At 63.0% G+C, this 24,114-nt stretch carries 23 protein-coding genes and 1 pseudogene; 15 read left to right on the top strand and 9 right to left on the bottom strand.

Annotation, left to right across the window (positions count from 1 at the left end):
• Nucleotides 1-238 precede the first annotated feature (238 nt).
• From ccoN to hemN, 10 genes are all read left to right on the top strand, one after another.
• Nucleotides 239-1,681: a cytochrome-c oxidase, cbb3-type subunit I gene (ccoN, locus tag ACK6AU_RS25145; protein WP_022643328.1), complete on the top strand. Its 1,443-nt coding sequence runs from the start codon at nt 239-241 to the stop codon at nt 1,679-1,681.
• A complete protein-coding gene (gene ccoO, locus ACK6AU_RS25140; protein ID WP_409302084.1) occupies nt 1,681-2,289 on the top strand; it encodes a cytochrome-c oxidase, cbb3-type subunit II in 609 nt (202 codons plus the stop codon). The genes ccoN and ccoO overlap by 1 nt, the downstream gene beginning before the upstream one ends.
• A gap of 5 nt (nt 2,290-2,294) precedes the next feature.
• On the top strand, nt 2,295-2,480 hold the full coding sequence (locus ACK6AU_RS25135; protein WP_031321312.1) for a cbb3-type cytochrome c oxidase subunit 3: 186 nt from the start codon (nt 2,295-2,297) through the stop codon (nt 2,478-2,480).
• Nucleotides 2,477-3,454, top strand: coding sequence for a cytochrome-c oxidase, cbb3-type subunit III (ccoP, locus tag ACK6AU_RS25130; RefSeq protein WP_185699618.1), 978 nt, complete (start codon nt 2,477-2,479; stop codon nt 3,452-3,454). Before ACK6AU_RS25135 ends, ccoP begins: the two co-directional genes overlap by 4 nt.
• A 369-nt stretch (nt 3,455-3,823) precedes the next feature.
• Nucleotides 3,824-5,239 (top strand): cytochrome c oxidase accessory protein CcoG, encoded by a 1,416-nt coding sequence (gene ccoG / locus ACK6AU_RS25125; RefSeq protein ID WP_409302081.1) that lies wholly within the window; start codon nt 3,824-3,826, stop codon nt 5,237-5,239.
• A gap of 11 nt (nt 5,240-5,250) precedes the next feature.
• Complete coding sequence (locus tag ACK6AU_RS25120) at nt 5,251-5,787, top strand: FixH family protein (protein ID WP_409302079.1); 537 nt, start codon at nt 5,251-5,253, stop codon at nt 5,785-5,787.
• A 98-nt stretch (nt 5,788-5,885) separates the two neighbouring features.
• Entirely contained in the window at nt 5,886-8,336 is a 2,451-nt protein-coding gene (locus ACK6AU_RS25115) for a heavy metal translocating P-type ATPase (RefSeq protein ID WP_409302077.1), read from the top strand.
• Between the two features lie 22 nt (nt 8,337-8,358).
• A complete protein-coding gene (gene ccoS, locus ACK6AU_RS25110; protein WP_185699614.1) occupies nt 8,359-8,589 on the top strand; it encodes a cbb3-type cytochrome oxidase assembly protein CcoS in 231 nt (76 codons plus the stop codon).
• Nucleotides 8,582-9,265 carry a sulfite exporter TauE/SafE family protein gene (locus tag ACK6AU_RS25105; RefSeq protein WP_185699613.1) on the top strand — a complete coding sequence of 228 codons (684 nt, stop codon included), beginning with the start codon at nt 8,582-8,584 and terminating at the stop codon, nt 9,263-9,265. The genes ccoS and ACK6AU_RS25105 overlap by 8 nt, the downstream gene beginning before the upstream one ends.
• A 118-nt stretch (nt 9,266-9,383) precedes the next feature.
• Nucleotides 9,384-10,766 (top strand): oxygen-independent coproporphyrinogen III oxidase, encoded by a 1,383-nt coding sequence (gene hemN, locus ACK6AU_RS25100; protein WP_185699612.1) that lies wholly within the window; start codon nt 9,384-9,386, stop codon nt 10,764-10,766.
• 71 nt (nt 10,767-10,837) lie between these two features.
• Here the strand turns inward: hemN and ACK6AU_RS25095 are convergent, their stop codons facing one another.
• Nucleotides 10,838-11,182, bottom strand: coding sequence for a hypothetical protein (locus tag ACK6AU_RS25095; RefSeq protein WP_409302074.1), 345 nt, complete (start codon nt 11,180-11,182; stop codon nt 10,838-10,840).
• A gap of 288 nt (nt 11,183-11,470) precedes the next feature.
• Between ACK6AU_RS25095 and fnr the strand changes: the two genes are divergently transcribed.
• Both fnr and ACK6AU_RS25085 read left to right on the top strand, forming a co-directional pair.
• A complete protein-coding gene (fnr, locus tag ACK6AU_RS25090; protein WP_022643317.1) occupies nt 11,471-12,205 on the top strand; it encodes a fumarate/nitrate reduction transcriptional regulator Fnr in 735 nt (244 codons plus the stop codon).
• Nucleotides 12,206-12,287: 82 nt separating this feature from the next.
• Entirely contained in the window at nt 12,288-12,836 is a 549-nt protein-coding gene (locus ACK6AU_RS25085; RefSeq protein WP_022643316.1) for an adenine phosphoribosyltransferase, read from the top strand.
• 29 nt (nt 12,837-12,865) lie between these two features.
• Here ACK6AU_RS25085 and ACK6AU_RS25080 read toward each other — a convergent pair whose 3' ends face one another.
• The 5 genes from ACK6AU_RS25080 to dnaX all read right to left on the bottom strand — a co-directional run bounded on the left by ACK6AU_RS25080 (nt 12,866) and on the right by dnaX (nt 18,539).
• Nucleotides 12,866-14,014, bottom strand: coding sequence for an acyl-CoA dehydrogenase family protein (locus ACK6AU_RS25080; protein ID WP_409302071.1), 1,149 nt, complete (start codon nt 14,012-14,014; stop codon nt 12,866-12,868).
• A 94-nt stretch (nt 14,015-14,108) separates the two neighbouring features.
• Entirely contained in the window at nt 14,109-14,711 is a 603-nt protein-coding gene (recR, locus tag ACK6AU_RS25075; RefSeq protein ID WP_185699608.1) for a recombination mediator RecR, read from the bottom strand.
• Between the two features lie 57 nt (nt 14,712-14,768).
• A complete protein-coding gene (locus ACK6AU_RS25070; RefSeq protein ID WP_409302069.1) occupies nt 14,769-15,812 on the bottom strand; it encodes an NADP-dependent oxidoreductase in 1,044 nt (347 codons plus the stop codon).
• A 198-nt stretch (nt 15,813-16,010) separates the two neighbouring features.
• Nucleotides 16,011-16,349 (bottom strand): YbaB/EbfC family nucleoid-associated protein, encoded by a 339-nt coding sequence (locus ACK6AU_RS25065; RefSeq protein WP_031321305.1) that lies wholly within the window; start codon nt 16,347-16,349, stop codon nt 16,011-16,013.
• A 69-nt stretch (nt 16,350-16,418) separates the two neighbouring features.
• A complete protein-coding gene (gene dnaX / locus ACK6AU_RS25060) occupies nt 16,419-18,539 on the bottom strand; it encodes a DNA polymerase III subunit gamma/tau (RefSeq protein WP_185699606.1) in 2,121 nt (706 codons plus the stop codon).
• Nucleotides 18,540-18,676: 137 nt separating this feature from the next.
• Here dnaX and ACK6AU_RS25055 point away from each other — a divergent pair, with 137 nt between their 5' ends.
• On the top strand, nt 18,677-19,441 hold the full coding sequence (locus tag ACK6AU_RS25055; RefSeq protein WP_409302066.1) for a substrate-binding periplasmic protein: 765 nt from the start codon (nt 18,677-18,679) through the stop codon (nt 19,439-19,441).
• Here the strand turns inward: ACK6AU_RS25055 and ACK6AU_RS25050 are convergent.
• The 3 genes and pseudogenes from ACK6AU_RS25050 to ACK6AU_RS25040 form a co-directional block, all read right to left on the bottom strand.
• Nucleotides 19,396-21,129 (bottom strand): putative bifunctional diguanylate cyclase/phosphodiesterase, encoded by a 1,734-nt coding sequence (locus ACK6AU_RS25050; RefSeq protein ID WP_409302064.1) that lies wholly within the window; start codon nt 21,127-21,129, stop codon nt 19,396-19,398. The two genes, ACK6AU_RS25055 and ACK6AU_RS25050, sit on opposite strands and share 46 nt — an antisense overlap.
• 18 nt (nt 21,130-21,147) lie before the next feature.
• Entirely contained in the window at nt 21,148-22,245 is a 1,098-nt protein-coding gene (locus ACK6AU_RS25045; protein ID WP_409302086.1) for a methyl-accepting chemotaxis protein, read from the bottom strand.
• Nucleotides 22,246-22,431: 186 nt separating this feature from the next.
• Nucleotides 22,432-22,713: pseudogene (locus tag ACK6AU_RS25040) on the bottom strand (PAS domain-containing protein); the annotation flags it as partial.
• A 441-nt stretch (nt 22,714-23,154) separates the two neighbouring features.
• Between ACK6AU_RS25040 and ACK6AU_RS25035 the strand changes: the two are divergent.
• Together ACK6AU_RS25035 and ACK6AU_RS25030 are read left to right on the top strand one after the other, a co-directional pair.
• On the top strand, nt 23,155-23,469 hold the full coding sequence (locus ACK6AU_RS25035) for a helix-turn-helix domain-containing protein (protein WP_185699602.1): 315 nt from the start codon (nt 23,155-23,157) through the stop codon (nt 23,467-23,469).
• Nucleotides 23,470-23,605: 136 nt separating this feature from the next.
• A complete protein-coding gene (locus tag ACK6AU_RS25030) occupies nt 23,606-23,977 on the top strand; it encodes a VOC family protein (protein ID WP_185699601.1) in 372 nt (123 codons plus the stop codon).
• Nucleotides 23,978-24,114 lie beyond the last annotated feature (137 nt).

The raw sequence follows: 24,114 nt of genomic DNA, 5'->3' as shown, positions 1-24,114 counted from the left end.
GTTCAAGGGGCTTGAACACACCCGGTTACAACTGACCTGACACCCCCGATTTTTTTGTCCACTGCGACTGTTTGTCAGAGGGTGTTTTTTGTCCCTACTCGGCATAGGGAAAGGCCGCAGAATCAGGCATGGAACGCATTGACGCAGGTCATGGCGCGTTGCAATGACCCCCTGCTTTCTCCATACTTGCGACCGATTTTTATCCCTAATAAAACACCCAAACCGTGGAACCTTAGAAATGAGCACAGCAATCAGTCCGACTGCTTATAACTATAAGGTAGTCCGCCAGTTCGCCATCATGACGGTGGTCTGGGGGATCCTTGGCATGGGGCTCGGTGTCTTCATCGCCTCGCAACTGGTCTGGCCGGAGTTGAACTTCGGCCTGCCATGGACGACGTTTGGACGCCTGCGCCCACTGCACACCAACCTGGTGATCTTCGCCTTCGGTGGATGTGCACTGTTTGCCACCTCTTACTATGTCGTGCAGCGAACCTGCCAGACGCGACTGATTTCCGACAGCCTCGCGGCCTTCACCTTCTGGGGTTGGCAGGCGGTGATCGTCGGTGCCATCGTGACCCTGCCATTGGGTTACACCACCACCAAGGAATACGCCGAACTGGAATGGCCCCTGGCTATCCTCCTGGCGATCGTGTGGGTCACCTACGGCCTGGTGTTCTTCGGCACCATCACCAAGCGCAAGACCAAGCACATCTACGTGGGTAACTGGTTCTACGGCGCCTTCATCGTGGTCACGGCGATGCTGCACATCGTCAACCACGCCTCCCTGCCGGTCAGCTTCTTCAAGTCCTACTCGGCCTATGCCGGCGCCACCGACGCGATGATTCAGTGGTGGTACGGCCACAACGCCGTGGGCTTCTTCCTGACCACCGGCTTCCTGGGGATGATGTACTACTTCGTGCCCAAGCAGGCCGAGCGTCCGATCTACTCCTATCGCCTGTCCATCGTGCACTTCTGGGCGCTGATCACCCTGTACATCTGGGCTGGCCCGCACCACCTGCACTACACCGCGCTGCCGGACTGGGCGCAGTCGCTGGGCATGGCCATGTCGATCATCCTGCTGGCTCCGAGCTGGGGCGGCATGATCAACGGCATGATGACCCTCTCGGGCGCCTGGCATAAGCTGCGCACCGACCCGATCCTGCGCTTCCTGGTGGTGTCCCTGGCGTTCTACGGCATGTCGACCTTCGAAGGTCCGATGATGGCGATCAAGACCGTCAACTCGTTGTCCCACTACACCGACTGGACCATCGGCCACGTACACGCCGGTGCCTTGGGCTGGGTAGCGATGATCTCCATTGGCGCCCTGTACCACCTGATCCCGAAAGTCTTCGGTCGTCAGCAGATGCACAGCATCGGCCTGATCAACACCCACTTCTGGCTGGCGACCATCGGTACCGTGCTCTACATCGCCTCGATGTGGGTCAACGGCATCACCCAGGGCCTGATGTGGCGTGCGATCAACGACGACGGCACCCTCACCTACTCCTTCGTCGAAGCGCTGCAAGCCAGTCACCCGGGCTTCATCGTCCGCGCCCTGGGCGGTGCTTTCTTCGCCGCCGGCATGCTGATCATGGCGTACAACGTATTCCGTACCGTGCGCGCCTCGAACCCGGCGGAAGCTGAAGCCGCTGCTCAGATCGCTGTAGTTGGAGCTCACTGATGAAGCATGAAGTAGTCGAGAAGAACATTGGCCTGCTGGCCTTCTTCATGGTCATCGCCGTCAGCATCGGCGGCCTGACCCAGATCGTCCCGCTGTTCTTCCAGGACGTCACCAACAAGCCGGTGGAAGGCATGAAGCCACGCACCGCGCTGGAACTGGAAGGTCGTGACATCTACATCGCCAACGGCTGTGTCGGCTGCCACTCGCAGATGATCCGTCCGTTCCGTGCCGAAACCGAACGCTATGGCCACTACTCGGTAGCCGGTGAAAGCGTCTGGGATCATCCATTCCTGTGGGGCTCCAAGCGTACCGGTCCGGACCTGGCCCGGGTTGGCGGCCGCTACTCCGATGACTGGCAGCGTGCGCACCTGTACAACCCGCGCAACGTTGTCCCCGAGTCGAAGATGCCGGCTTATCCGTTCCTCGTAGAAAACAAGCTCGACGGCAAGGACACCGCGAAGAAAATGGAAGTCCTGCGCGCGCTCGGCGTTCCCTACACCGACGAAGACATCGCCGGAGCCAAGGATGCCGTGAAGGGCAAGACCGAAATGGACGCGCTGGTGGCCTATCTGCAAGGCCTGGGCACCATCATCAAAAGCAAACGGTGATCTAGATGGATATCGGGATGATTCGTGGCCTGGGCACCCTTGTCGTGATGGTGGCCTTCGTCGGCCTGGCACTCTGGGTGTTCAGCCCCAAGCGCAAGTCCGAGTTTGACGACGCGACCTTGCTGCCGTTCGCGGATGACCCCGACGCCATCAAGCACGTCGAGCAAGCTTCTAGGAGTAACAAAGAATGACTACGTTCTGGAGTCTGTACGTCACAGTCCTCAGTCTGGGTACCATCTTCGCCCTGACCTGGCTGCTGCTGTCGACCCGCAAGGGCCAGCGCGCCGAGCAGACCGACGAGACGGTCGGCCACGCCTTCGACGGGATCGAGGAGTACGACAACCCACTGCCGAAATGGTGGTTCATGCTGTTCGTCGGCACCATCGTCTTCGCCCTGGGTTACCTGGTGCTGTACCCCGGCCTGGGCAACTGGAAAGGTCTCCTGCCTGGCTACAACTACCTTGATAACGAGAAGCAGACCGCATTCGCCAACGGCCAGTCCGGCTGGACCGGCGTGCATGAGTGGGAAAAGGAAATGGCTCGGTCCGACGCCAAGTTCGGTCCGATCTTCGCCAAATACGCAGCCATGCCGATCGAGGAAGTCGCCAAGGATCCGCAAGCCCTGAAAATGGGCGGCCGCCTGTTCGCTTCCAACTGCTCGGTCTGCCACGGTTCCGATGCCAAGGGTGCCTATGGCTTCCCCAACCTGACCGACGCCGACTGGCGCTGGGGCGGCGAGCCGGAAACCATCAAGGCCACCATCATGGGCGGTCGTCACGCCGTGATGCCGGCCTGGGTGGATGTGATCAAGGAACAAGGCGTCAGCGACGTTGCCGCCTATGTCCTGACCAACCTCGATGGTCGCAAGCTGCCGGAAGGCATCAAGGCCGACCCGGCCAATGGCCAGAAGCTGTTCGCCGCCAACTGCGCCGTCTGCCACGGTCCTGAAGGCAAGGGCACCCCAGCCATGGGCGCACCCAACCTGACCCACCCGGCGGCGTTCATCTACGGTTCGAGCTTCGCCCAGTTGCAGCAGACCATTCGCCATGGTCGCCAGGGCGTGATGCCTGCCCAGGAGCAACTGCAAGGCAACGACAAGGTCCACCTGCTGGCGGCTTATGTCTACAGCCTGTCCCACGGTGACAAGCAGGCCGACGCCGAATAAGCGCATGGCCTGAAGGCGATACCCGAACGGCCCCGCCAACGCATGTTGGCGGGGCCGTTTTCATTGGGCGCCGTTCTCTGCCCCAAATGCCCTTCGTAACGCATAAAAACCCAAGGTAAAGCCGACAACTGCCCAGGGATTTTTCCGAAGCCATGAAAGATTCGAACGGCATGGAGTGCAAAACCGTCCATAATCCACAAGTCAATTGATTCAGGTCATTACACTATCGCTTGACTTCCCCCAACGCGACCAAAGGTCGCACCCTTGCCCTAGAGCGACAGGCGTATCATTGCGCCACTGCAACACCCCTTTTGACCCCGGTCGGCACGTACTGGCCGAGGCATTTTTCCACTGCCGTGGGATGCAATGATGAGCAATCAGATTCCTGTACACGATGTAACCCCGCCTGCCAAAAACGCCAGCAAAAGCGTCGACCTCTACGCCTCCAGAGAAAAAATCTACACCCGTGCCTTCACCGGCCTGTTCCGCAACCTGCGCATGGTGGGCGGTGCCGGCCTGTTCCTGCTGTACTTCGGTACCGTCTGGCTCAACTGGGGCGGCCACCAGGCCGTCTGGTGGAACCTGCCGGAGCGCAAGTTCTTCATCTTCGGCGCCACGTTCTGGCCCCAGGACTTCATCCTGCTGTCGGGCATGCTGATCATTGCCGCCTTCGGCCTGTTCTTCATCACCGTCTACGCCGGGCGCATCTGGTGCGGCTACACCTGCCCGCAGAGCGTCTGGACCTGGATCTTCATGTGGTGCGAAAAGGTCACCGAAGGCGACCGCAACCAGCGGATCAAGCTGGACAAGGCACCCATGGGCGCCAACAAGTTCCTGCGCAAGTTCGCCAAGCACAGCCTGTGGCTGCTGATCGGTTTCGTCACCGGCATGACCTTCGTCGGCTACTTCTCGCCGATCCGTGAACTGGTCATCGACTTCTTCACCGGCCAGGCCGATGGCTGGTCCTATTTCTGGGTCGGGTTCTTCACCCTGGCCACCTACGGCAACGCCGGCTGGCTGCGTGAGCAGGTGTGCATCTACATGTGCCCCTACGCCCGCTTCCAGAGCGTGATGTTCGACAAGGACACCCTGATCGTGTCCTACGACCCACGCCGGGGCGAAGGCCGTGGCCCACGCAAGAAAGGCGCCGACTATAAGGCCCAGGGCCTGGGCGACTGCATCGATTGCACCATGTGCGTCCAGGTCTGCCCTACCGGCATCGACATCCGCGACGGCCTGCAGATCGAGTGCATCGGTTGTGCCGCCTGCATCGATGCCTGCGACAGCATCATGGACAAGATGGACTACCCTCGCGGTCTCATCAGCTACACCACCGAACACAACCTTTCCGGACAGAAAACCCATAAACTTCGTCCGCGCCTGATCGGCTATGCCCTGGTGCTCTTGACCATGATCAGCCTGCTGGTCACCGCGTTCCTGATGCGCTCGCTGGTGGGCTTCGACGTCAGCAAGGACCGGGTGCTGTACCGCGAGAACGCCGAAGGCCGGATCGAGAACGTCTACAGCCTGAAGATCATGAACAAGGACCAGCGCGACCATACCTATGTACTGGACGCCACCGGCCTGCCGGACCTTAAGCTGCAGGGCAAGCGCGAAATCCATGTGGTGGCTGGCGACATCGTCAGCATGCCCGCGGAGCTGTCGATCGCTCCGGAACAACTGCCATCGACCACCAACGAGGTGAAGTTCATCCTCAAGGACATCGATGACGAAAGCGTCCAGGTCGAAGCCAAGAGCCGATTCATCGGCCCACAAATTCGTTAAGAGAAATGAGCATGCCTACAGCCGTCGCCACAACCCCCTGGTACAAGCACCTCTGGCCCTGGATCATCATCGGCATCCTCGCCTGCTCGGTAGCCCTGACCCTGTCCATGGTGACCATTGCGGTGAACAACCCGGACAACCTGGTCAACGACAACTACTACGAGGCCGGCAAAGGCATCAACCGCTCCCTGGACCGCGAGCTGCTGGCACAAACGCTGAAGATGCGCGCCAGCGTGCACCTCGACGACCTGACCGGCGAAGTCGAACTGCGCTTGAGCGGCGACAGCCAGCCCAAGAGCCTTGAGCTGAACCTGATCTCGCCGACCCAGCCAGAGAAGGATCGCAAGATCGTCCTGACCCGCAGCGAAACCGAACACGGTCGCTACATCGGCCAGGTGAACGACAAGGTCGAGGGCCGGCGCTTCGTCGAGCTGCTCGGGGTCGAGGGCGACAAGACCTGGCGCATGTTCGAGGAAGAACAGGTCAGCCACGACAAGGACCTGCTGTTGGGCGACGAGCCGCTGCAAGGCGCCGAAGACCTGAACTGATCGACACCCGCCATACATCGCCGGCCTGCCGCCTCCCTGCCCCCAGGCAGGAGTCGACTGGCCGGCGATGAGTTTTTCCCAGAGCCAAAAGACTGCCGATGACCACGCCACTGCCTTGCTACCACTGCGCCCTGCCGGTTCCTCCCGGCAGCCGGTTCACCGCCGTCGTGCTCGGCGAATCCAGGGAGTTCTGCTGCCCGGGTTGCCAGGCGGTCGCGCAGGCGATAGTCGCCGGTGGCCTGGAGCACTATTACAGCCACCGCAGTGAAGCATCCGCCAACCCCGAGGCCTTGCCGGTACAACTGGTGGATGAACTGGCGCTGTACGATCGCGCCGATGTGCAACAGCCCTTCGTCCGCCACGAGGGCGAACTGGCGCAGACCACCCTGCTCATGGAAGGCATCAGTTGCGCCGCCTGCGGCTGGTTGATCGAGAAGCACCTGCGCAGCCTGCCGGCAGTGGCCGAAGCCCGGCTCAACCTGTCCAATCATCGCCTGCACGTGAGCTGGGCCGACAGCGAGCTGCCCTTGAGCCAGTTGCTCGCGCAGCTGCGCCAGATCGGCTACGCCGCCCATCCCTACCAGCCGGACAAAGCCAGCGAGCAACTGGCTGGCGAGAACCGCCTGGCCCTACGCCAACTGGGCGTGGCCGGCCTGCTGTGGTTCCAGGCAATGATGGCGACCATGGCCACCTGGCCGGAATTCAACATCGACCTGAGCCCGGAACTGCACACCATCCTGCGCTGGGTCGCGCTGTTCCTCACCACTCCTATCGTCTTCTATAGCTGCGCGCCGTTCTTCAAGGGCGCGATGCGTGACCTGCGCACTCGCCACCTGACCATGGACGTCTCGGTGTCCCTGGCCATCGGCGGGGCCTACCTGGCAGGCATCTGGACCTCCATCAGCGGAGTCGGCGAGCTGTATTTCGACGCGGTGGGCATGTTCGCCCTGTTCCTCCTCGCCGGCCGCTACCTGGAGCGCCGAGCCCGGGAACGGACTGCGGCGGCCACCGCGCAACTGGTCAACCTGCTACCGGCCTCCTGCCTGCGCCTGGACGCAAACGGCCAGAGCGAACGCATCCTGCTTAGCGAATTGCGCCTGGGCGACCGGGTGCTGGTGCATCCCGGCGCGGTGTTGCCGGCGGACGGCAAGATCCTCGACGGCCAGTCGAGCGTCGACGAATCGCTGCTCACCGGCGAATACCTGCCACAACCCCGGGGCCTGGGCGATACCGTCACCGCCGGAACCTTGAACGTCGAGGGGGCATTGACCGTGGAGGTCCGGGCCCTGGGCCAGGACACTCGCCTGTCGGCCATCGTCCGCCTGCTGGACCGGGCCCAGGCCGAAAAACCCCGCCTGGCCGAAGTGGCCGATCGCGCCGCCCAGTGGTTCCTGCTGTTGTCGCTGATAGCCGCAGCCGCCATCGGTTTGCTGTGGTGGCAACTGGACGCGCCACGGGCCTTCTGGATCGTCCTGGCGATGCTGGTCGCCACTTGCCCCTGCGCGCTGTCCCTGGCCACCCCCACGGCTCTCACCGCCGCCACTGGCACCCTGCACAAGCTTGGCCTGCTGCTGACCCGCGGCCATGTCCTCGAAGGTCTGAACCAGATCGATACGGTGATCTTCGACAAGACCGGCACCCTGACCGAAGGCCGCCTGGCCCTGCGCGCCATCCGCCCCCTGGGCAGCCTGTCCGGCGATGCTTGCCTGAGCCTGGCCGCGGCCCTGGAAAACCGCTCCGAACATCCTATCGCCAAGGCGTTCGGCCGGGCACCGGTGGCCGCCGAGGATGTCACCAGCAGCCCGGGGCTGGGCCTGGAAGGATCGGTCCAGGGCCAGCGCCTGCGGATCGGCCAACCGGCGTTCGTCTGCCAACTCAGCGGTTGCGCGGTACCGCAAATGCCCGATGAAGCCGGCCAGTGGTTGCTGCTCGGCGATACCCAGGACGCCCTCGCCTGGCTAGTGCTCGACGACTGCCTGCGCAGCGATGCCCCGGCCCTGCTGGCAGCCTGCAAGGCCCGCGGCTGGCACACCTTGCTGCTGTCCGGGGACAGCTCGCCGATGGTCGCCAGCGTCGCCGCGCAATTGCAGATCGACGAAGCCCGCGGCGGCCTGCGCCCGGACGACAAGCTGCAAGTGTTGCAGCAATTGCACCAGCAGGGCCGCAAGGTGCTGATGCTCGGCGACGGGGTCAACGACGTGCCGGTGCTGGCCGCCGCCGATATCAGCGTGGCCATGGGCTCGGCCACCGACCTGGCCAAGACCAGCGCCGATGCGGTGCTGCTGTCCAATCGCCTGGAGGCCCTGGTACAGGCCTTCAGCCTGGCTCGCCGGACTCGTCGGGTGATCATCGAGAACCTGCTGTGGGCAGGGCTGTACAATGGCCTGATGCTGCCGTTCGCCGCCCTTGGCTGGATCACTCCGGTCTGGGCCGCGGTCGGCATGTCCATCAGTTCCCTGACCGTGGTGCTCAACGCCCTGCGCCTGACCCGCATGCCGCGGCTGGCCGACAGCGCCGAAGCCCCCGCAACCCGCCCGCTGCCGGCCTGAGTCGCCGGGCCTGGAGTCCCAGATGCCAGCTCTTTACGTGATGATCCCGGCCGCCCTGCTGATCGTGGCCATTGCCATCTACATCTTCTTCTGGGCCGTCGACAGCGGCCAATACGACGATCTCGACGGCCCGGCCCACAGCATCCTGTTCGACGACCAGGATCCAAGCCACACCGCCGCGGTGGATGCCGCCAAGGGCCAACCGGCCGCCGAGCAGGATCAGGCCAAGAAATCGGAACCGCCCCATGCTTGAGCTGGCTCCACTACTGGTTTCCGCGGTGATCCTCGGCCTGCTCGGCGGCGGCCACTGCCTGGGCATGTGCGGCGGCCTGATGGGCGCCCTGACCCTGGCCATCCCCCAGGAACAACGTGGGCGGCGCCTGCGCCTGCTACTGGCCTACAACCTGGGGCGCATCCTCAGCTACGCCCTGGCCGGCCTGCTGCTGGGCCTGGCGGGCTGGGCAGTGGCCAACAGCCCCCTGGCCCTGTTCATGCGCACCCTGGCCGGGCTGCTGCTGATCGCCATGGGCCTCTACCTGGCCGGCTGGTGGAGCGGCCTGACCCGCATCGAGGCCCTGGGCAAGGGCTTGTGGCGGCATATCCAGCCCCTGGCCAGCCGCCTGCTGCCGGTGTCCAGCCTGCCGCGGGCCCTGGTACTCGGCGCACTCTGGGGCTGGCTACCCTGCGGTCTGGTCTATAGCACCCTGCTGTGGTCGGCGAGCCAGGGCAACGCCCTGGACAGCGCGCTGCTGATGCTGGCCTTCGGCCTGGGCACCTGGCCGGTCCTGCTGGCCACCGGCCTGGCGGCGGAACGGGTCACGGCCCTGTTGCGCCGTCGCAGCGTACGCCTGGCCGGCGGCCTGCTGGTCATGCTGTTCGGCATCTGGACCCTGCCAGGTCCGCACCAGCACTGGTTGATGGGCCACTGAAACCTTCGCGAAGCGCTACCCCAGCCGCCTCGGAACACCCTTGATACAAATCAAGATGGCTTCAGCCCCTACCCCCTAGACTCGCGAGCATTGCCAGCCTATCCGGGGGAATTCCCGCATGCTCGACGCCATTCGTTGGGACACAGATCTGATCCGCCGCTACGACCTGGCGGGCCCACGCTACACCTCGTACCCGACCGCTGTGCAATTCAACAGCCAGGTCGGCGCCTTCGACCTGCTGCACGCCTTGCGCGACAGCCGCAAGGCCCAGCGCCCGCTGTCGCTGTACGTACACATCCCGTTCTGCGCCAACATCTGCTACTACTGCGCCTGCAACAAGGTCATCACCAAGGACCGCAGCCGCGCGCTGCCCTACCTGCAGCGACTGGAGCAGGAGATGCAATTGATCGCCTGCCACCTGGCCCCGAACCAGCGGGTCGAGCAACTGCACTTCGGTGGCGGCACACCGACCTTTCTCAACCATGACGAACTGCGCCAGCTGATGGCCTTGCTGCGCAAGCACTTCAACCTGCTCGACGACGACTCCGGCGACTACGGTATCGAGATCGATCCCAGGGAGGCCGACTGGTCGACCATGGGCCTGTTGCGGGAGCTGGGTTTCAACCGGGTCAGTATCGGCCTGCAGGACCTGGACCCGGCCGTGCAACGTGCGGTCAACCGCTTGCAGAGCCTGGAGGAAACCCGCGCAGTGATCGAGGCGGCCCGGACCCTGCAGTTCCGCTCCATCAACATCGACTTGATCTATGGCCTGCCCAAGCAGACGCCGGAGAACTTCGCACGGACCGTGGACGAGGTCATCAGCCTGCAACCGGATCGGCTCTCGGTATTCAACTACGCGCACCTGCCCGAGCGCTTCATGCCACAGCGCCGGATCAACAGCAGCGAACTGCCGGCTCCCGCGGAAAAACTGCAGATGCTGCAACGCAGCATCGAACAGCTGACCGCCGCCGGGTATCGCTACATCGGCATGGATCATTTCGCCCTGCCCGATGACGAGTTGGCCATAGCCCAGGAAGAGTCGACCCTGCAACGCAACTTCCAGGGCTATACCACCCACGGCCATTGCGACCTGATTGGCCTGGGGGTTTCGGCCATCAGCCAGATCGGCGACCTGTACTGCCAGAACAGCAGTGACCTGGCCCACTATCAAAATACTTTGGCGGGAGCACAACTAGCGACAAGTCGCGGCTTGGTTTGCAATACCGACGACCATCTGCGCCGTGAAATAATTCAACAACTGATATGCAACTTTAGTCTTGAGTTCGAAAACATCGAGCAGGCATTCAATATCGACTTCCGCGGTTATTTCCATGAACTATGGGCAAACTTGCAGGAGATGGCCGACGATGGCCTGATCGAACTAAACGACCAGGGCATTACGGTATTGCCGGCGGGGCGCCTGCTGGTACGTTCGGTATGCATGGTGTTCGATGCTTACCTGGCCCAGCAAAACCGCCAGCGTTTTTCCCGAGTCATTTAAGACGGGCACGAAAACTTGCCGAACATCGAGCCCACAACATGATCGAAGCCCGGCTCCCTTTCGTAGCGTCGCTAGGACTTCATCAGCAGCGCAGCGGCCTTCATCACTTGCTCCGGGGTCAGGCTTTCCTGCCTCATTGCCTTGACCAGGGAGGCATTGGCAGACAGCAAGCCACCGTTGAGAGTGGCCAGGGCCGCTTGCAGGCCACCGACCTTGATCCTGGCTTCTTCGGGGCTCAAGCGCTTGTCGGCCATGACCGCCTGCAGCTCGGCGGTCTTCTCTGAAATTTGTTGTTGCAATTTCCTGATCATCTTGAGGATTTGCTGAATGGTCTGGGGCAAGCCACTTTCCTCGATGTCGCTGTCGTCCCCGGCAGCCTTGGAGGATTTCTTCAGCCCGGCCCCGGACAGCGACACTTTGACGCCCTCCCGCGATGACGGTTCGGCAACTAACGGAGAAATCCTTAGTTCTTCGTCATCAGCGGTTTTCGAGGACTCTGAAAACAGCTGCAAGTTATTGCTGCCATTAGTAATACCGCCAACGGAGGACATAACCGCGCATCTCCAAGTTGCTTCTGTTAACAGGCTATCGACCCATTAAAGGATTGCTTTACGACGGATCATCAACACGGCACGGACTGGCCGGAACCTCCTCCCGTGAGTTACCCTTACGGCTTATGTGTGCTTTCCCACAAGGATTCTAGAATGTCCGAGCCAGTTAAACTGCGCGCTCATAACCAGGCCCATTGCAAGGACTGCAGCCTGGCACCTCTCTGCCTGCCACTTTCTCTGAATCTGGAAGACATGGACGCGCTGGACGAAATCGTCAAACGTGGCCGCCCATTGAAAAAAGGCGAATTCCTGTTCCGTCAGGGTGATGGCTTCGACTCGGTCTATGCCGTCCGCTCGGGAGCCCTGAAAACCTTCAGCCTCAGCGACAGCGGCGAAGAACAGATCACCGGCTTCCACCTGCCCAGCGAGCTGGTGGGGTTGTCCGGCATGGATACCGAGAGCCATCCGGTTTCGGCACAGGCCCTGGAAACCACCTCGGTGTGCGAGATCCCCTTCGAGCGCCTGGACGAACTGGCCTTGCAGCTGCCACAACTGCGTCGCCAGTTGATGCGGGTCATGAGCCGCGAGATCCGCGACGACCAGCAGATGATGCTGCTGCTGTCGAAAAAGACCGCTGACGAGCGCATCGCCACCTTCCTGGTGAACCTGTCGGCGCGCTTCCGTGCCAGGGGTTTTTCTGCCAACCAGTTCCGCCTGAGCATGTCGCGCAACGAAATCGGCAACTACCTGGGCCTGGCGGTGGAAACCGTGTCCCGGGTGTTCACCCGCTTCCAGCAGAACGAACTGATTGCCGCCGAAGGCAAGGAAGTCCACATCCTCGACCCGATCCAGCTCTGCGCCCTGGCCGGCGGCTCGGTGGACGCCTGATCCACAGGCGCTGCGACTGAGCCAAGCGGCTCGGTCGCGGGTATACTGGCGCGGCTTATTTCGCCCGCCAGGACACCTGCAGATGGCCTTCGATTCCTTCGACATCAAATCCCTGATCCGCCCCGTCATCGACTTCCCGAAGCCGGGCGTGATCTTCCGCGACATCACCCCCCTGTTCCAGTCTCCACGGGCCCTGCGCCTGGTGGCCGACAGTTTCGCCCAGCGCTATGTCGAAGAAGACTTCAGCCACATCGGCGCCATGGATGCCCGGGGCTTCCTGATCGGTTCGATCATTGCCTACCAGCTGAACAAACCGCTGATCCTGTTTCGCAAGCAAGGCAAACTGCCAGCGGACGTATTGGCCGAGGGCTACCAGACCGAATACGGCGAAGCCTTCCTCGAAGTCCATGCCGACAGCCTGTGCGAGGGCGACTCGGTGCTGATGTTCGATGACCTGATCGCCACCGGCGGCACGCTGATCGCCGCAGCCAACCTGGTACGGCGCATGGGCGCGAAGATCCATGAAGCCGCAGCCATCATCGACCTGCCGGAGCTTGGTGGATCGCAAAAGCTCCAGGACATGGGCATCCCGACCTTCTGCCTGACCCAGTTCTCCCTGACCGAACGCTGACCAGGCGTGCCATCGCGGCCCCGGGACGACTATAGCCCCATCTGCTTGCTGATGATTTCGTTCATCACCTCACGGGTACCACCGCCGATGGACAGGATGCGATTGTCGCGATACAGGCGCTCCACCAGGCTTTCGCGCATGTAGCCCAGGCCACCGAGGATCTGCACCGCGTCGTAGGTGACGCGATCGGCAGTGTCGGTGGCGAAGTTCTTGGCCATGGAGATTTCCTTGATCACGCTCTGGCCGGCGGCCATCTTGGCCGCCTGGCGGTAGGTGAACTCCCGGGACACCTCCACAGCCGTGGCCATTTCCGCCAGCCGATGCTTGATCACCTGGAACTTGGCCACCGGCTTGCCGAACGCCTCGCGTTCGCGTGCCCATTTCAGGCTCTCTTCCACGGCCATCTGCGCAGTCATGTTGGCCATTAACGCCAGGGCCAGGCGTTCGCTCTGGAAGTTGCCCATGATGCAGGCGAACCCCATGTTCTCGACACCGATCAGGTTGCCCACCGGCACCCGGCAGTCCTCGAAGAACAGCTCGGCGGTATCGGACGCCCACCACCCCATCTTCTTCAACTGCCGGCCCACGGTGAAGCCGGGCGTGCCCTTCTCGATCAACAGCAGGCTGATACCGCCATAACCCGGCTCGCCGGTACGCACGGCCACGGTGTAGAAATCGGCGCGCACACCACTGGTAATGAACGTCTTGCTGCCGCTGACCCGATAATGATCGCCGTCGCGCACTGCGCGGGTCTGCAGGCTGGCCACGTCGGAACCGCCGCCGGGCTCGGTCACCGCCAGGGCGCAGATTTTCTCTCCGGACAGCACCAGGGGCGCCACACGCTCGCGAACCTCGGGACGCGCCCACTTGACGATGGGCGGCAGGCCGATATCCAGCGAGCCCAATCCCGCCACCAGGCCGCCGGAACCGCTGCGCATCAACTCTTCGCTGGCGGCGACCTTGGCGAACAGGTCGCCTTCGTGACTGCCCCCCAGGACTTCCGGATAACCGATACCGAGGATGCCGGCCGCGCCGGCCTTGAGATACAACTCACGGGGAAAGCTCTCGGCCTCCTCCCACTGCTCGATCTCGGGGAGGATTTCGCGCTCGACGAAACGTCGCACGCTGTCACGGATCAGTTGGTGGCTGGGATCGAAGTATTCCTGGCAGACAGACATCGGCAAGCTCCTCTGAAGGGTCGAAGGAACTTACCAAGCGCTTGCTTGGTTTTCAAGGGAGCGCAAAGATCCGTCCGCCGGCAGACGGATCGGGTTACAGGGTGATGGGTTTGCGTCCGGCGAAGGAATGGGCCAGGGTGCCGCCGTCCACCAGCTCCAGCTCGCCCCCCAAGGGCACACCATGGGCGATCCGCGAAGTGATCAGGCCCTTGTCGGTCAACAGCTGGGCGATGTAGTGGGCGGTGGCTTCGCCCTCCACCGTGGGGTTGGTGGCCAGGATGACCTCGCTGAAGGTGCCCTGCTCTTCGATCCGCGCCAGCAATTGCGGAATGCCGATGGCTTCCGGCCCCAGACCGTCCAGGGGCGAAAGGTGCCCCTTGAGCACGAAATAGCGACCGCGATAGCCGGTCTGCTCCACCGCGTAGACATCCATCGGCCCCTCGACCACGCACAGCAGGCTGTCATCGCGACGCGGATCGGCGCACTGCGGGCAGAGTTCGTCTTCGGTCAGGGTCCGGCACTGGCGGCAATGCCCCACCCCATCCATGGCCTGGCTCAGGGCCTGGGCCAGGCGCAGACCGCCGCTGCGATCACGCTCGAGCAGCTGCAGGGCCATGCGCTGGGCGGTTTTCTGCCCCACCCCGGGCAAGGTGCGCAGGGCATCGATCAGTTGGCGAATCAGGGGGCTGAAGCTCATGGGCAAGGGTCCGACAAAACGACGAGACGCGGTTTATACCCGCGCCCCGGGATAGCGTCAAATGCTCCCGTCGGTGGCGACCTTGACCACAAGCTTGCCGAAGTTGCGCCCTTCCAGCAGGCCGATGAACGCCTGCGGCGCCTGCTCCAGGCCTTCGACCACATCCTCCTTGAACTTGACCTTACCCTCGCGCACCCAGGGCGCCATGGCCTTGATGAACTCCGGCTGGCGATCACCGTAGTCGTCGAACACGATGAACCCCTGGATCCGCACCCGCTTGGTCAGCAGGCTGCGTTGCAGCAGCGGCAGGCGATCCGGCCCCGCCGGCAGCTCCTGGGCGTTGTACTGGGCAATCAGGCCACACAAGGGGATGCGTGCCTTGGCATTGAGCAACGGCAGCACCGCGTCGAACACCTTGCCGCCGACGTTCTCGAAATAGATATCCACGCCCTTGAAGCACGCCTGGGCCAGTTCGTCGGCGAACTCCGGGCTCTTGTGATCGATACAGGCATCGAATCCCAGTTCCTCCACCGCGTAGCGGCATTTGTCGGCCCCACCGGCGATTCCCACCACGCGCAGGCCCTTGAGCTTGGCCACCTGTCCCACCACCGAACCCACCGCCCCGGATGCCGCGGCCACCACCAGGGTCTCCCCGGCCTTGGGCTGGCCGATGTCCATCAAGCCCATGTACGCGGTCATGCCAGGCATGCCCAGCACACCCAGGGCCATGGACGGGCTGGGCAAGCCCGCCGGCACTGGCACCAGGTTGCGCCCATCGCTGATGCAGTGGCTCTGCCAGCCGGTGGCGCCCACCACCAGATCGCCTTCCTGGAACTTGGGATTCAGCGAACGCTCGACCCGGCTCACCGCGCCTCCGGTCATGACTTCATCGATTTCCACCGGCGCCGCGTAGGATGGCGCATCGCTCATGCGCCCACGCATATAAGGGTCCAGGGACAGGTACAGGGTCTTGAGCAGCACCTGGCCGTCCGCCAGCTCCGGCAACGCCACCCGCTCCAGGCGAAAGTTCTCCGGAACCGGCGCGCCCTGGGGGCGCGACACCAGTACCACACGCTGATTGAGGGTCATTGTTTGCGGCATCCCAGACACTCCGTTATCGATGAATGGACAAGACTGTATAGGGTGCAGACCATGGCCAGGCACCGGTGTTCGATGTTTCTGCCCCTGGCCGCAGCTTCACACAGGGCGTTTCGGCCCCCGCCGGGCCAATCGATGGGCAAAAAAATGCCAGGCTCCGGGCCTGGCATTGTTCGTTGCAATCCGATACGCCGCAGCGAATCAGAAAGGCAGCTTCATGCCCGGAGGCAGCTGCATGCCGGCGGTCATGCCGGACATCTTTTCCTGGCTGTTGGCTTCGATCTTGCGCACGGCGTCGTTCACCGCGGCGGCGAACAGGTCTTCCAGCACTTCGCGATCGTCGTCGCTGACGCCTTCCAGCAGGCTTGGATCGATGCTCACGCGCTTGATGTCATGACGACCGGTCATGACCACGCTGACCATATCGCCACCAGCCTTGCCGGTGACTTCGGCGTTGGCCAGTTCTTCCTGCATCTTGGCCATCTTTTCCTGCATCTGCTGCGCCTGCTTCATCAGGCCGGCCATGCCACCTTTCATCATGGTAATTACCTCAAGTATGGTGATGAGAACGGCGCCCGACCCTTGGCCGGCGCCCTTTAAGTTAAATGCTCAACCCTGCGCGGCCGGGGCCTCGACAGGTTCAATGGTATCGTGGCGCACCACCGCACCGAACTCCTGGACCATCCGCTGGATGAACGGATCGCCATGAATCGATTCCTCCGCCTCGCGCTGACGGTCGGCGCGACGCCGGGACGCGGCCTGGGCCGGGGTTTCCTGCTCGGGCTTGATCAGTTCGATGTTCAGCGTCAGCGTACGCCCGTGGTACTGGTTCAGTGCCTCGTTGAGGCGGCGCTGCTGGGTGGCGTTGAACAGCGCGCTATGGGCCGGGTCCAGGTGCAGCAGCCACTGATCACCGTCCACCGCGATCAGGGTGCAGTTGGCGGCAATACTGCCAGTCATCCCGGAAATAGGCAGCTTCGGAAACAGTTCCAGCCACTCCAGGGCCAGGCCGGTGGCCGGCATGGCGGCCGGCTCCGGCTCGGGTTCCGGGGCTGGCTCGGCGGTGTGCTCGCTGGCCAGTTCATCGAGGTAGCTGTAGGCCGAATCCATGTCCGGCTCGATGTAGTCCTCGTCCAGCGGTGGCTCGTCGTCCAGGTCGATCCCCGGGGTCGCGGCATCCACCTCGGCCACGCTCGGCTCGGGCATCGGCGCACTGGCCCACTCCGGGACGTCCGGCACCACGCTGTCCGGCACCGGGGTCAGGACGGCTGGCAGCTCCGGTGGTTCGGCGATGACATCCAGCATCGGCTCCACGGCCGGCTGTTGCTCCAGCGGCGGCTCCACCGGGTCGTTCCACGGCAGGTCGACCACCTCTTCGGCCTGTACCGGCTCAGGTTCAGGCTCGGCTTCGACCGGGGCCGGGGTCGGCTCGGGTGCTGGCGCAGGTATTGGCGTTGGCGCAGCGGCCGGATCGGCTACCGGCTGCGCAGCAGGAGAGGCGGCAGGGGCCGAAGCGAGCGGCACACTGGCCACAGGCGCGGCAACGGACTCGACCGCTGCTGGCGCCGCCACGGCTTGGGCGGAATCAACTGTGGCCTGGCTGATCCCCACTGGCTTTAGCGATTGTCTCGGTGCATCCGCGGTATCCGCCGGCCGGAAGGCCAGCATCCGCAGCAGGACCATTTCAAAACCGCCACGCGGGTCAGGCGCCAAGGGCAGGTCGCGCCGGCCAATCAGGCCCATCTGGTAATAGAACTGTACATCTTCGGCCGGCAGGGCCCGGGCCAGGGCCAGCACTCGCTCGCGATCGCCGTGACCGTTGTCGACGCCCTCGGGCAGCGCCTGGGCGATGGCCACCCGGTGCAGCACGTTGAGGATCTCCGAGAGCACGCCGTTCCAGTCCGGCCCCTGCTCCGCCAAGTGGCGTACCGCCTCCAGCAGAGCCTTGGCATCGCCCTCGATCAGCCCATGGAGCACATCGTAGACCTGGCCGTGATCGAGGGTGCCGAGCATGGCCCGGACATCGGCGGCCATGACCTTGCCCTCGCCAAAGGCGATGGCCTGGTCGGTGAGGCTCATGGCGTCGCGCATCGATCCGTCGGCGGCGCGGCCCAGCAGCCACAGGGCGTCATCCTCGAACGGCACGTTCTCCACACCCAGCACATGGCTCAGGTGCTCGACCACCCGCTCGGGGGTCATGTTCTTCAGGGAGAACTGCAGGCAGCGGGACAGGATGGTCGCCGGCAGCTTCTGCGGATCGGTGGTCGCCAGGATGAACTTGACGTAGGGCGGCGGCTCCTCGAGGGTCTTGAGCAGGGCGTTGAACGAGTGACTGGAGAGCATGTGCACTTCGTCGATCAGGTAGACCTTGAAGCGCCCGCGGCTCGGGGCATACTGCACGTTGTCCAGCAGTTCGCGGGTGTCCTCCACCTTGGTCCGGCTCGCGGCATCGATCTCGATCAGGTCGACGAAGCGCCCTTCGTCGATCTCGGTGCACACCGAACAGGTGCCGCACGGCGTGGAAGTGATGCCCGTTTCACAATTCAGGCATTTGGCAATGATCCGCGCGATGGTGGTCTTGCCCACCCCGCGCGTACCGGTAAACAGGTAGGCATGGTGCAGCCGCTGGCTGTCCAAGGCATTGATCAGAGCCTTGAGCACATGGGTCTGGCCGACCATTTCGCGGAACGAGCGCGGACGCCATTTACGTGCAAGAACCTGATAACTCATCGAAAACCGTCGCAACTGGAAAGCGGAAGCCGGTAATGCTAGCGGAGCAAGGGCGAAATTGCATCCGGCGCGCTCGTCTAATCTGTCTAAGCTGCCTTCTGCCAAGGCTTGCCCGCTCGCCGACACCCGGAGACTCTATGCGCTGGATCCCAGGCGCCCTGCTTCTGCTCTGCGGCAACCTGCATGCCACGGAACCGCCCCTGCGCTTCGTCGTCGCCGACAGCTGGGCCATGCCGGCCATCGCACTGGAGGACGACCGCCCCAGCGGCGGCATTCTCTACGACACCATGGACAGCCTGGCCCGGCACCTGGGCCTGCGCGCCGAATTCCATGTCCTGGCCCGGGCCCGGGTACAAAAGGCCATGGCCCAGGGCGAAGTCGACGTGCGCTGCTACGCCGCCCCGGCCTGGCTGCCGGTTCCGTCCGCCGACTACCTGTGGAGCGCTCCGCTGTTCCGTCAGCGCAACTTGCTGGTGAGCACCAGCCCGGTACCCGCCGTCATCAAGCTCGACGACCTGCCGCGCCAGCACATCGGCACGGTCCTGAGCTATACCTATGCTCCCTTGCAGCCACTGTTCGACGCCAACCTGCTGATTCGCGATGACGCGCGCAACGAGCAGCAGGTATTGCAGAAGCTGGTGGTGGGCCGCTACCGCTACGCCATCGCCAGCCAGTGGACCCTGGACTGGTTCAACAAGACCCAGGCCAGCGACAACCCGCTGCATGGGGTCGCCCTGGTGCAGGACCAGGCCGTAGGTTGTTATGTGCGCAATGATCCGGCCGTACCGGGCGAAGAGATCCTGGGTACCCTGCGGCAAATGAAGGAATCCGGCGAAATCGATGCCATTGTCCAGCGCTACGTCGACTCCAACCCGCCCGCGCAAGCCTCGGCCACGCCCTGAGAACCGACGCGCCAGGCTGGCGGCGGCAGATAGCGATGGGCCCACTCCAGCACGGCGCCCGCCGGCATCGGCGCGGCGATGAAGTCGCCCATGGCCACCTCGCAGCCCAGGGCCATCAGGCGCTCGCCATGGGCCAGGCTTTCCAGGCCCTCGGCCACCACCTGGCGGCCAAACGCCTGGGCCAACCCCACCAGGGCCTGGACCAGCGCCTGGTCGTCCTGGTCGTGGAGCATGTCGCGCACGAACAACCGGTCGATCTTGATGGTCTGGGTCCGCAGGTGCTTGAGATAGCTCAGGGACGAATGCCCGGTGCCGAAGTCGCCCAGGGAGAACTGCACGCCAAAACCCTGGCAGGCATCCAGGCAATCGCTGACCTTGCGGATGTTATCGATGGCCACCGACTCGACGATTTCCAGGTCCAGCAAGGCTGGAGAAACGTCCGGATAACGATCGAGCATGCCCTTGAGCCGCTCGACGAAATCCGCCCGCTGGAAATGCCGGGCGGCGACATTCAGGCTGACCGGCCACTGCTGCCCGGCGGCCTGCCAGGATTGCAACTGGTCCATCACGCCATCCATGACCCATTCGCCGATATCGACGATCAAGTCGGTCTCTTCCACCTGGGGCAGGAACTCGTGGGCCGCCAGCAATCCGCGCTGCGGATGCTGCCAGCGCAACATGGCCTCCAGGCCCACCACGGTCCCGCTGCGCATGTTCACCTTGGGCTGGAAGAACAACCGCAACTGCCCGCCGTCCAGGGCCTGGCGTACCTGCTCGACGGTCTGGTAGGTGACCATCACCTCGCGATCGCGCAATACATCGAACAGGTGGAAGCGGTTGCGGCCGCTCTGCTTGGCCACGTACATGGCCTGATCGGCATGGCGCAGCAGGGTGTCGGCATCCTGGTTGTCGGCGGGAAACAGGGTCACGCCGATACTGGCGAAGACATTGATGTCCTTGCCCTGGATCGAATACGGCTGGGAAATGGTGGCCAGCACCCGTTGCAACGCGGCGCGCAACTCCAGCATGTCGCGCACGTAACGCAGGATCAGCACGAACTCGTCGCCCCCCAGGCGCGCCACCACGTCTTCGCCACGAATGATCGAGCGCAGCCGCGCGGCCACTTCCACCAGCAGCAGGTCGCCACAGGCATGGCCATAACCGTCGTTGACTGCCTTGAAGCCATCGAGGTCGAGCATGCATACCGCCAGGGGAATTTCTTCCTGGCGGGAGAATTCCAGGGCCTGGTGCAGCCGGTCGGAGAGGAACGCGCGATTGGGCAGCCCAGTGAGCACGTCATGCCCGACCCGCCATTGCAAGGAATGCAGGAGCTGGCGTTTTTCGCTGACATCGAAACGAATCGACACATAGCGCACCACTCGCCCCGAACGCTGGTCCACCAGCGGCACCATGGTGCTGTCGACCCAGTACAGGCTGCCGTCCTTGGCGCGGTTGCAGATCTCGCCCTTCCAAACCTGGCCACGGGTGATGGTGCGCCACAGCTCGGCGAAGAACTCCGGAGCATGCAGCCCGGAACTGAGCATGCTGTGGTCGGCGCCGATCAGCTCTTCACGGCTGTAGCCCGAGATGTGGCAGAACAGATCGTTGACATAGGTGATGCGCCCGGCCAGGTCGGTTTCGGAAAAAATGGCGGCGGCATCGACGGCCCTGCGGTATTTCTCATCCATGAGTCGAACTCACTGTCGCTAGCGGTTGAACCGCTCGACCAGGGCATGCAGCCCGCAAGAGATGTTTTCCAGCTCGGCGCCGCGAAGAACCCCGGCGCTGGCGTTCTCGGCAGTGCGCTGCACCGTGGCGGCGACACTGTTGATCTGTTCCGACACCGATTCGGCTACATGGGACTGCTCCTGGGAAGCGGCGGCCATCTGCTGGCTCATATCGGTGATGCGCTCGACCGCGGCGCCGATGCCTAGCAAGGCCTGCTGCGCCTGCAATACCTGCCGCACCCCCTGCTCGGCTTCCTCGATCCCCAGGCTGGCGATCTGCACCGCCTCGTCGGCCCCGGCCCTCAGGCTGTGGATGATGCCCTGGATCTGTTCGGTGGACTCCCGGGTCTTGCCGGCCAAGGCCCGCACCTCATCGGCCACCACGGCGAACCCGCGCCCTTGTTCACCGGCCCTTGCGGCCTCGATGGCCGCATTCAAGGCCAGCAGGTTGGTCTGGTCGGCGATTGCCTGGATCACGCTCGCCGCCACCATGATGTCCTGGGTCTGCCCGGCCAGGTCGCCCACCGCCTGGTTGATCTGGGTGACCGTGCGCGCCAGCACCTGGATGGCATCACGGGAAGTGCCTGCCACCTCGCTGCCCTGCTGTGCCAGCAGGTTGGCGGTATGGGCTTCGCTGGCGGTGTGCTGCACATGCTCGGCGACTTCGGTGATCGAGGCGGCCATCTGGGTCATCGCGGCGGCGGTCATGTCGGTTTCCGCCCGCTGCTCCAAAAGAGCCGTCTCGGTACGACTGGACAACTGGCTGGAGTCGGCCGCCGCTTCCGCCATTTGCCGGGCCAGGTCGCTGAGGCGGGTCAAGGCGGTTTTCAATCGAGCCTCCTCGCTGACCAGGATCATCTGCAGTTGCGCTGCCGGGCCAAGGGATTCGCTATAGGCCAGGGCGCAGATCGGATCGGCGAAGGTGTTGGGCGTGCTGCTGACGATCTCCTTGAGTTGTCGTCCCAGGTGGCGCTGGGCCAACAGGCCGACGCCGAGGAAGCCGGCCAGCGTCAGGCCCTGGGCCGCCAGGGTCGGCAGCCAGTTGAATGCCGCCAGGCAGGCCGTGGCGACGGCCATGGGCAGCAATAAAGGCCGGGCGCCAGCCTCCAGGTGCCGCCACGCCGGGACCGGTGACTTGTCGGCGCGCAGCCTTGCATACAGGGCTTCGGCGCGGCGCACTTGCTCCCGGGTCGGCTTGACCCGCACCGACTCATACCCCACCAGTCGCCCGTCCTCGAGGATCGGCGTGACATAAGCGCTGACCCAATAGAAGTTGCCGTTCTTGCAGCGGTTCTTCACCACCCCCATCCAGCTGCGCCCGGCCTTGAGATAGCGCCACATGGATTCGAACACCGCAGCCGGCATATCCGGATGTCGTACCAGGTTGTGAGTGCTGCCGATCAGTTCGCCCTGGCTGAAGCCACTCATAGCGGCGAACTCGGCATTGCAGTACGTAATGTGACTGCTGGTATCGGTGGCGGATATGAGCCGCTGCTGGTCGGGAAAGGTCTGCTCGATAGAGTTGACCGGCAAATTGAGACGCACTTTAGAACTCCATAGACAGCCTGCAATCAATAGTTGCCAGAGTCGGCATTAATTGATTGGCGATTACTTTCCTGGCGGTACAACTCAATCGGAAGATACGCCCTGATTGCAGCCGTACAGCGGGTTTGCGCCGCGGTTGACCGTCGGTTCGACATAGATCAACTAGGATCAGGTAAGGCGTCAGATGGAGGCGGCGGACGAAGTGTTGGCGGGATTACGAGACGTTCGAGCCTCTGCCAAGTCCTGGGTTTAGGTGAACAAGGGAAATGCAATGATTTCTTGTTTCATAAACCTGCCTTCTGAAACTAGATCACCAAATACCTGTCCGAGGCGCCGATTCTACGAAATACATCACATTTTGCAAAGCAAGGTGATGAAACATGGTGTTGTCTAATGCCAATATTTATCGTTAAGTTCTTGATTCTAAATGGGAATTGAGCGATGCAAATTTCAAGTTTGGGTGCAGCCATCAAGCGCTATCGAAAGGTAGCGGGGCTTACTCAGGCTGAACTAGGTGAAAAAACCGGTTTTGACCCCAAAACCATCAGCCGCTTCGAAACCGGCACCTACACCCCCAGCGTTGAAGCTCTATTTCTATTGGCCGAAGTACTGGGAGTGAAGCTGAAAGCCTTCTTCGCCGATCTGGGTGATGAAGACGAACAGCGGGCTTATTTGTTCGGTGTCATTCACAAAGCCACCCCGAAGGATCTGGGAAAGCTGATAGCAGCGGTAGACCAGGCCTTGTCCAAGCCTTGAGCCCCGCAGTCAATCAAGAGAGGCCTGCTCGCCCCCCCCTTGCGAGCGGGCCTCTTTTTCACCTTGCGACTCCTGACAGGAACTGACGGCCCCGGCGCATAAGCTGCCGCTGCAATCCAGTCCTCCAGGAGTCATGATGATCACCAACACCTATTTTTTGCTCTACGTGGATAGCCCCATTGACAGCGCGGACTTCTACAGCCGCCTGCTGGACAAGCCGCCGGCGCAGGCTTCGACGGATTTCGCCCTGTTCATCCTCGACTCGGGAATCAAGCTCGGACTCTGGTCCCGGCAGGCCGTCAAGCCCGAATCCCAGGCGTGCGCGGGCGGTGGCGAACTGGGTTGGGCCGTGGACAGCCGCGAAGCGGTGGATGAACTGCATCGTCACTGGCAGGCGCTGGGCATCACCATCGTCCAGGAGCCGACCGAGACGGGTTTCGGCTACACCCTGCTCGCCCTCGACCCCGACGGGCACCGCCTGCGAGTGCTGTACCTCACCGCGAACTGACCTCTCATTTCCCAGGGGCGCAATCGTCGCCCTTGGACCGTCCTTCACCACTCATCGGAAATAAATGGAAACATTGCATTGAGCAGCAAGCGGCTCATCGTTATCCTTGCGCGCCTATTACTTGTCACAAAATGTAA

Origin of the sequence: Pseudomonas sp. KCJK8993 (assembly GCF_046230915.1) — a bacterium.
GTDB lineage: Bacteria > Pseudomonadota > Gammaproteobacteria > Pseudomonadales > Pseudomonadaceae > Aquipseudomonas > Aquipseudomonas piscis.
Note: the sequence above shows the minus strand (reverse complement) of the source record. Positions and strands in the feature narration are given on the sequence as shown.

Excerpts from the sequence above, each read along its gene's own strand:
- ccoO (WP_409302084.1), top strand. The coding sequence starts at position 1,681 with ATGAAGCATGAAGTAGTCGAGAAGAACATTGGCCTGCTGGCCTTCTTC.
- ccoN (WP_022643328.1), top strand. The coding sequence starts at position 239 with ATGAGCACAGCAATCAGTCCGACTGCTTATAACTATAAGGTAGTCCGC.
- ACK6AU_RS25065 (WP_031321305.1), bottom strand. The coding sequence starts at position 16,349 with ATGATGAAAGGTGGCATGGCCGGCCTGATGAAGCAGGCGCAGCAGATG.
- ACK6AU_RS25120 (WP_409302079.1), top strand. The coding sequence starts at position 5,251 with ATGCCTACAGCCGTCGCCACAACCCCCTGGTACAAGCACCTCTGGCCC.
- ACK6AU_RS25050 (WP_409302064.1), bottom strand. The coding sequence starts at position 21,129 with ATGGATGAGAAATACCGCAGGGCCGTCGATGCCGCCGCCATTTTTTCC.
- ACK6AU_RS25055 (WP_409302066.1), top strand. The coding sequence starts at position 18,677 with ATGCGCTGGATCCCAGGCGCCCTGCTTCTGCTCTGCGGCAACCTGCAT.
- recR (WP_185699608.1), bottom strand. The coding sequence starts at position 14,711 with ATGAGCTTCAGCCCCCTGATTCGCCAACTGATCGATGCCCTGCGCACC.
- hemN (WP_185699612.1), top strand. The coding sequence starts at position 9,384 with ATGCTCGACGCCATTCGTTGGGACACAGATCTGATCCGCCGCTACGAC.
- ACK6AU_RS25135 (WP_031321312.1), top strand. The coding sequence starts at position 2,295 with ATGGATATCGGGATGATTCGTGGCCTGGGCACCCTTGTCGTGATGGTG.
- ACK6AU_RS25080 (WP_409302071.1), bottom strand. The coding sequence starts at position 14,014 with ATGTCTGTCTGCCAGGAATACTTCGATCCCAGCCACCAACTGATCCGT.
- dnaX (WP_185699606.1), bottom strand. The coding sequence starts at position 18,539 with ATGAGTTATCAGGTTCTTGCACGTAAATGGCGTCCGCGCTCGTTCCGC.
- fnr (WP_022643317.1), top strand. The coding sequence starts at position 11,471 with ATGTCCGAGCCAGTTAAACTGCGCGCTCATAACCAGGCCCATTGCAAG.
- ccoP (WP_185699618.1), top strand. The coding sequence starts at position 2,477 with ATGACTACGTTCTGGAGTCTGTACGTCACAGTCCTCAGTCTGGGTACC.
- ccoG (WP_409302081.1), top strand. The coding sequence starts at position 3,824 with ATGAGCAATCAGATTCCTGTACACGATGTAACCCCGCCTGCCAAAAAC.
- ACK6AU_RS25105 (WP_185699613.1), top strand. The coding sequence starts at position 8,582 with ATGCTTGAGCTGGCTCCACTACTGGTTTCCGCGGTGATCCTCGGCCTG.
- ACK6AU_RS25035 (WP_185699602.1), top strand. The coding sequence starts at position 23,155 with ATGCAAATTTCAAGTTTGGGTGCAGCCATCAAGCGCTATCGAAAGGTA.
- ACK6AU_RS25115 (WP_409302077.1), top strand. The coding sequence starts at position 5,886 with ATGACCACGCCACTGCCTTGCTACCACTGCGCCCTGCCGGTTCCTCCC.
- ACK6AU_RS25045 (WP_409302086.1), bottom strand. The coding sequence starts at position 22,245 with ATGGCCGTCGCCACGGCCTGCCTGGCGGCATTCAACTGGCTGCCGACC.
- ACK6AU_RS25070 (WP_409302069.1), bottom strand. The coding sequence starts at position 15,812 with ATGCCGCAAACAATGACCCTCAATCAGCGTGTGGTACTGGTGTCGCGC.
- ACK6AU_RS25085 (WP_022643316.1), top strand. The coding sequence starts at position 12,288 with ATGGCCTTCGATTCCTTCGACATCAAATCCCTGATCCGCCCCGTCATC.
- ACK6AU_RS25030 (WP_185699601.1), top strand. The coding sequence starts at position 23,606 with ATGATCACCAACACCTATTTTTTGCTCTACGTGGATAGCCCCATTGAC.
- ccoS (WP_185699614.1), top strand. The coding sequence starts at position 8,359 with ATGCCAGCTCTTTACGTGATGATCCCGGCCGCCCTGCTGATCGTGGCC.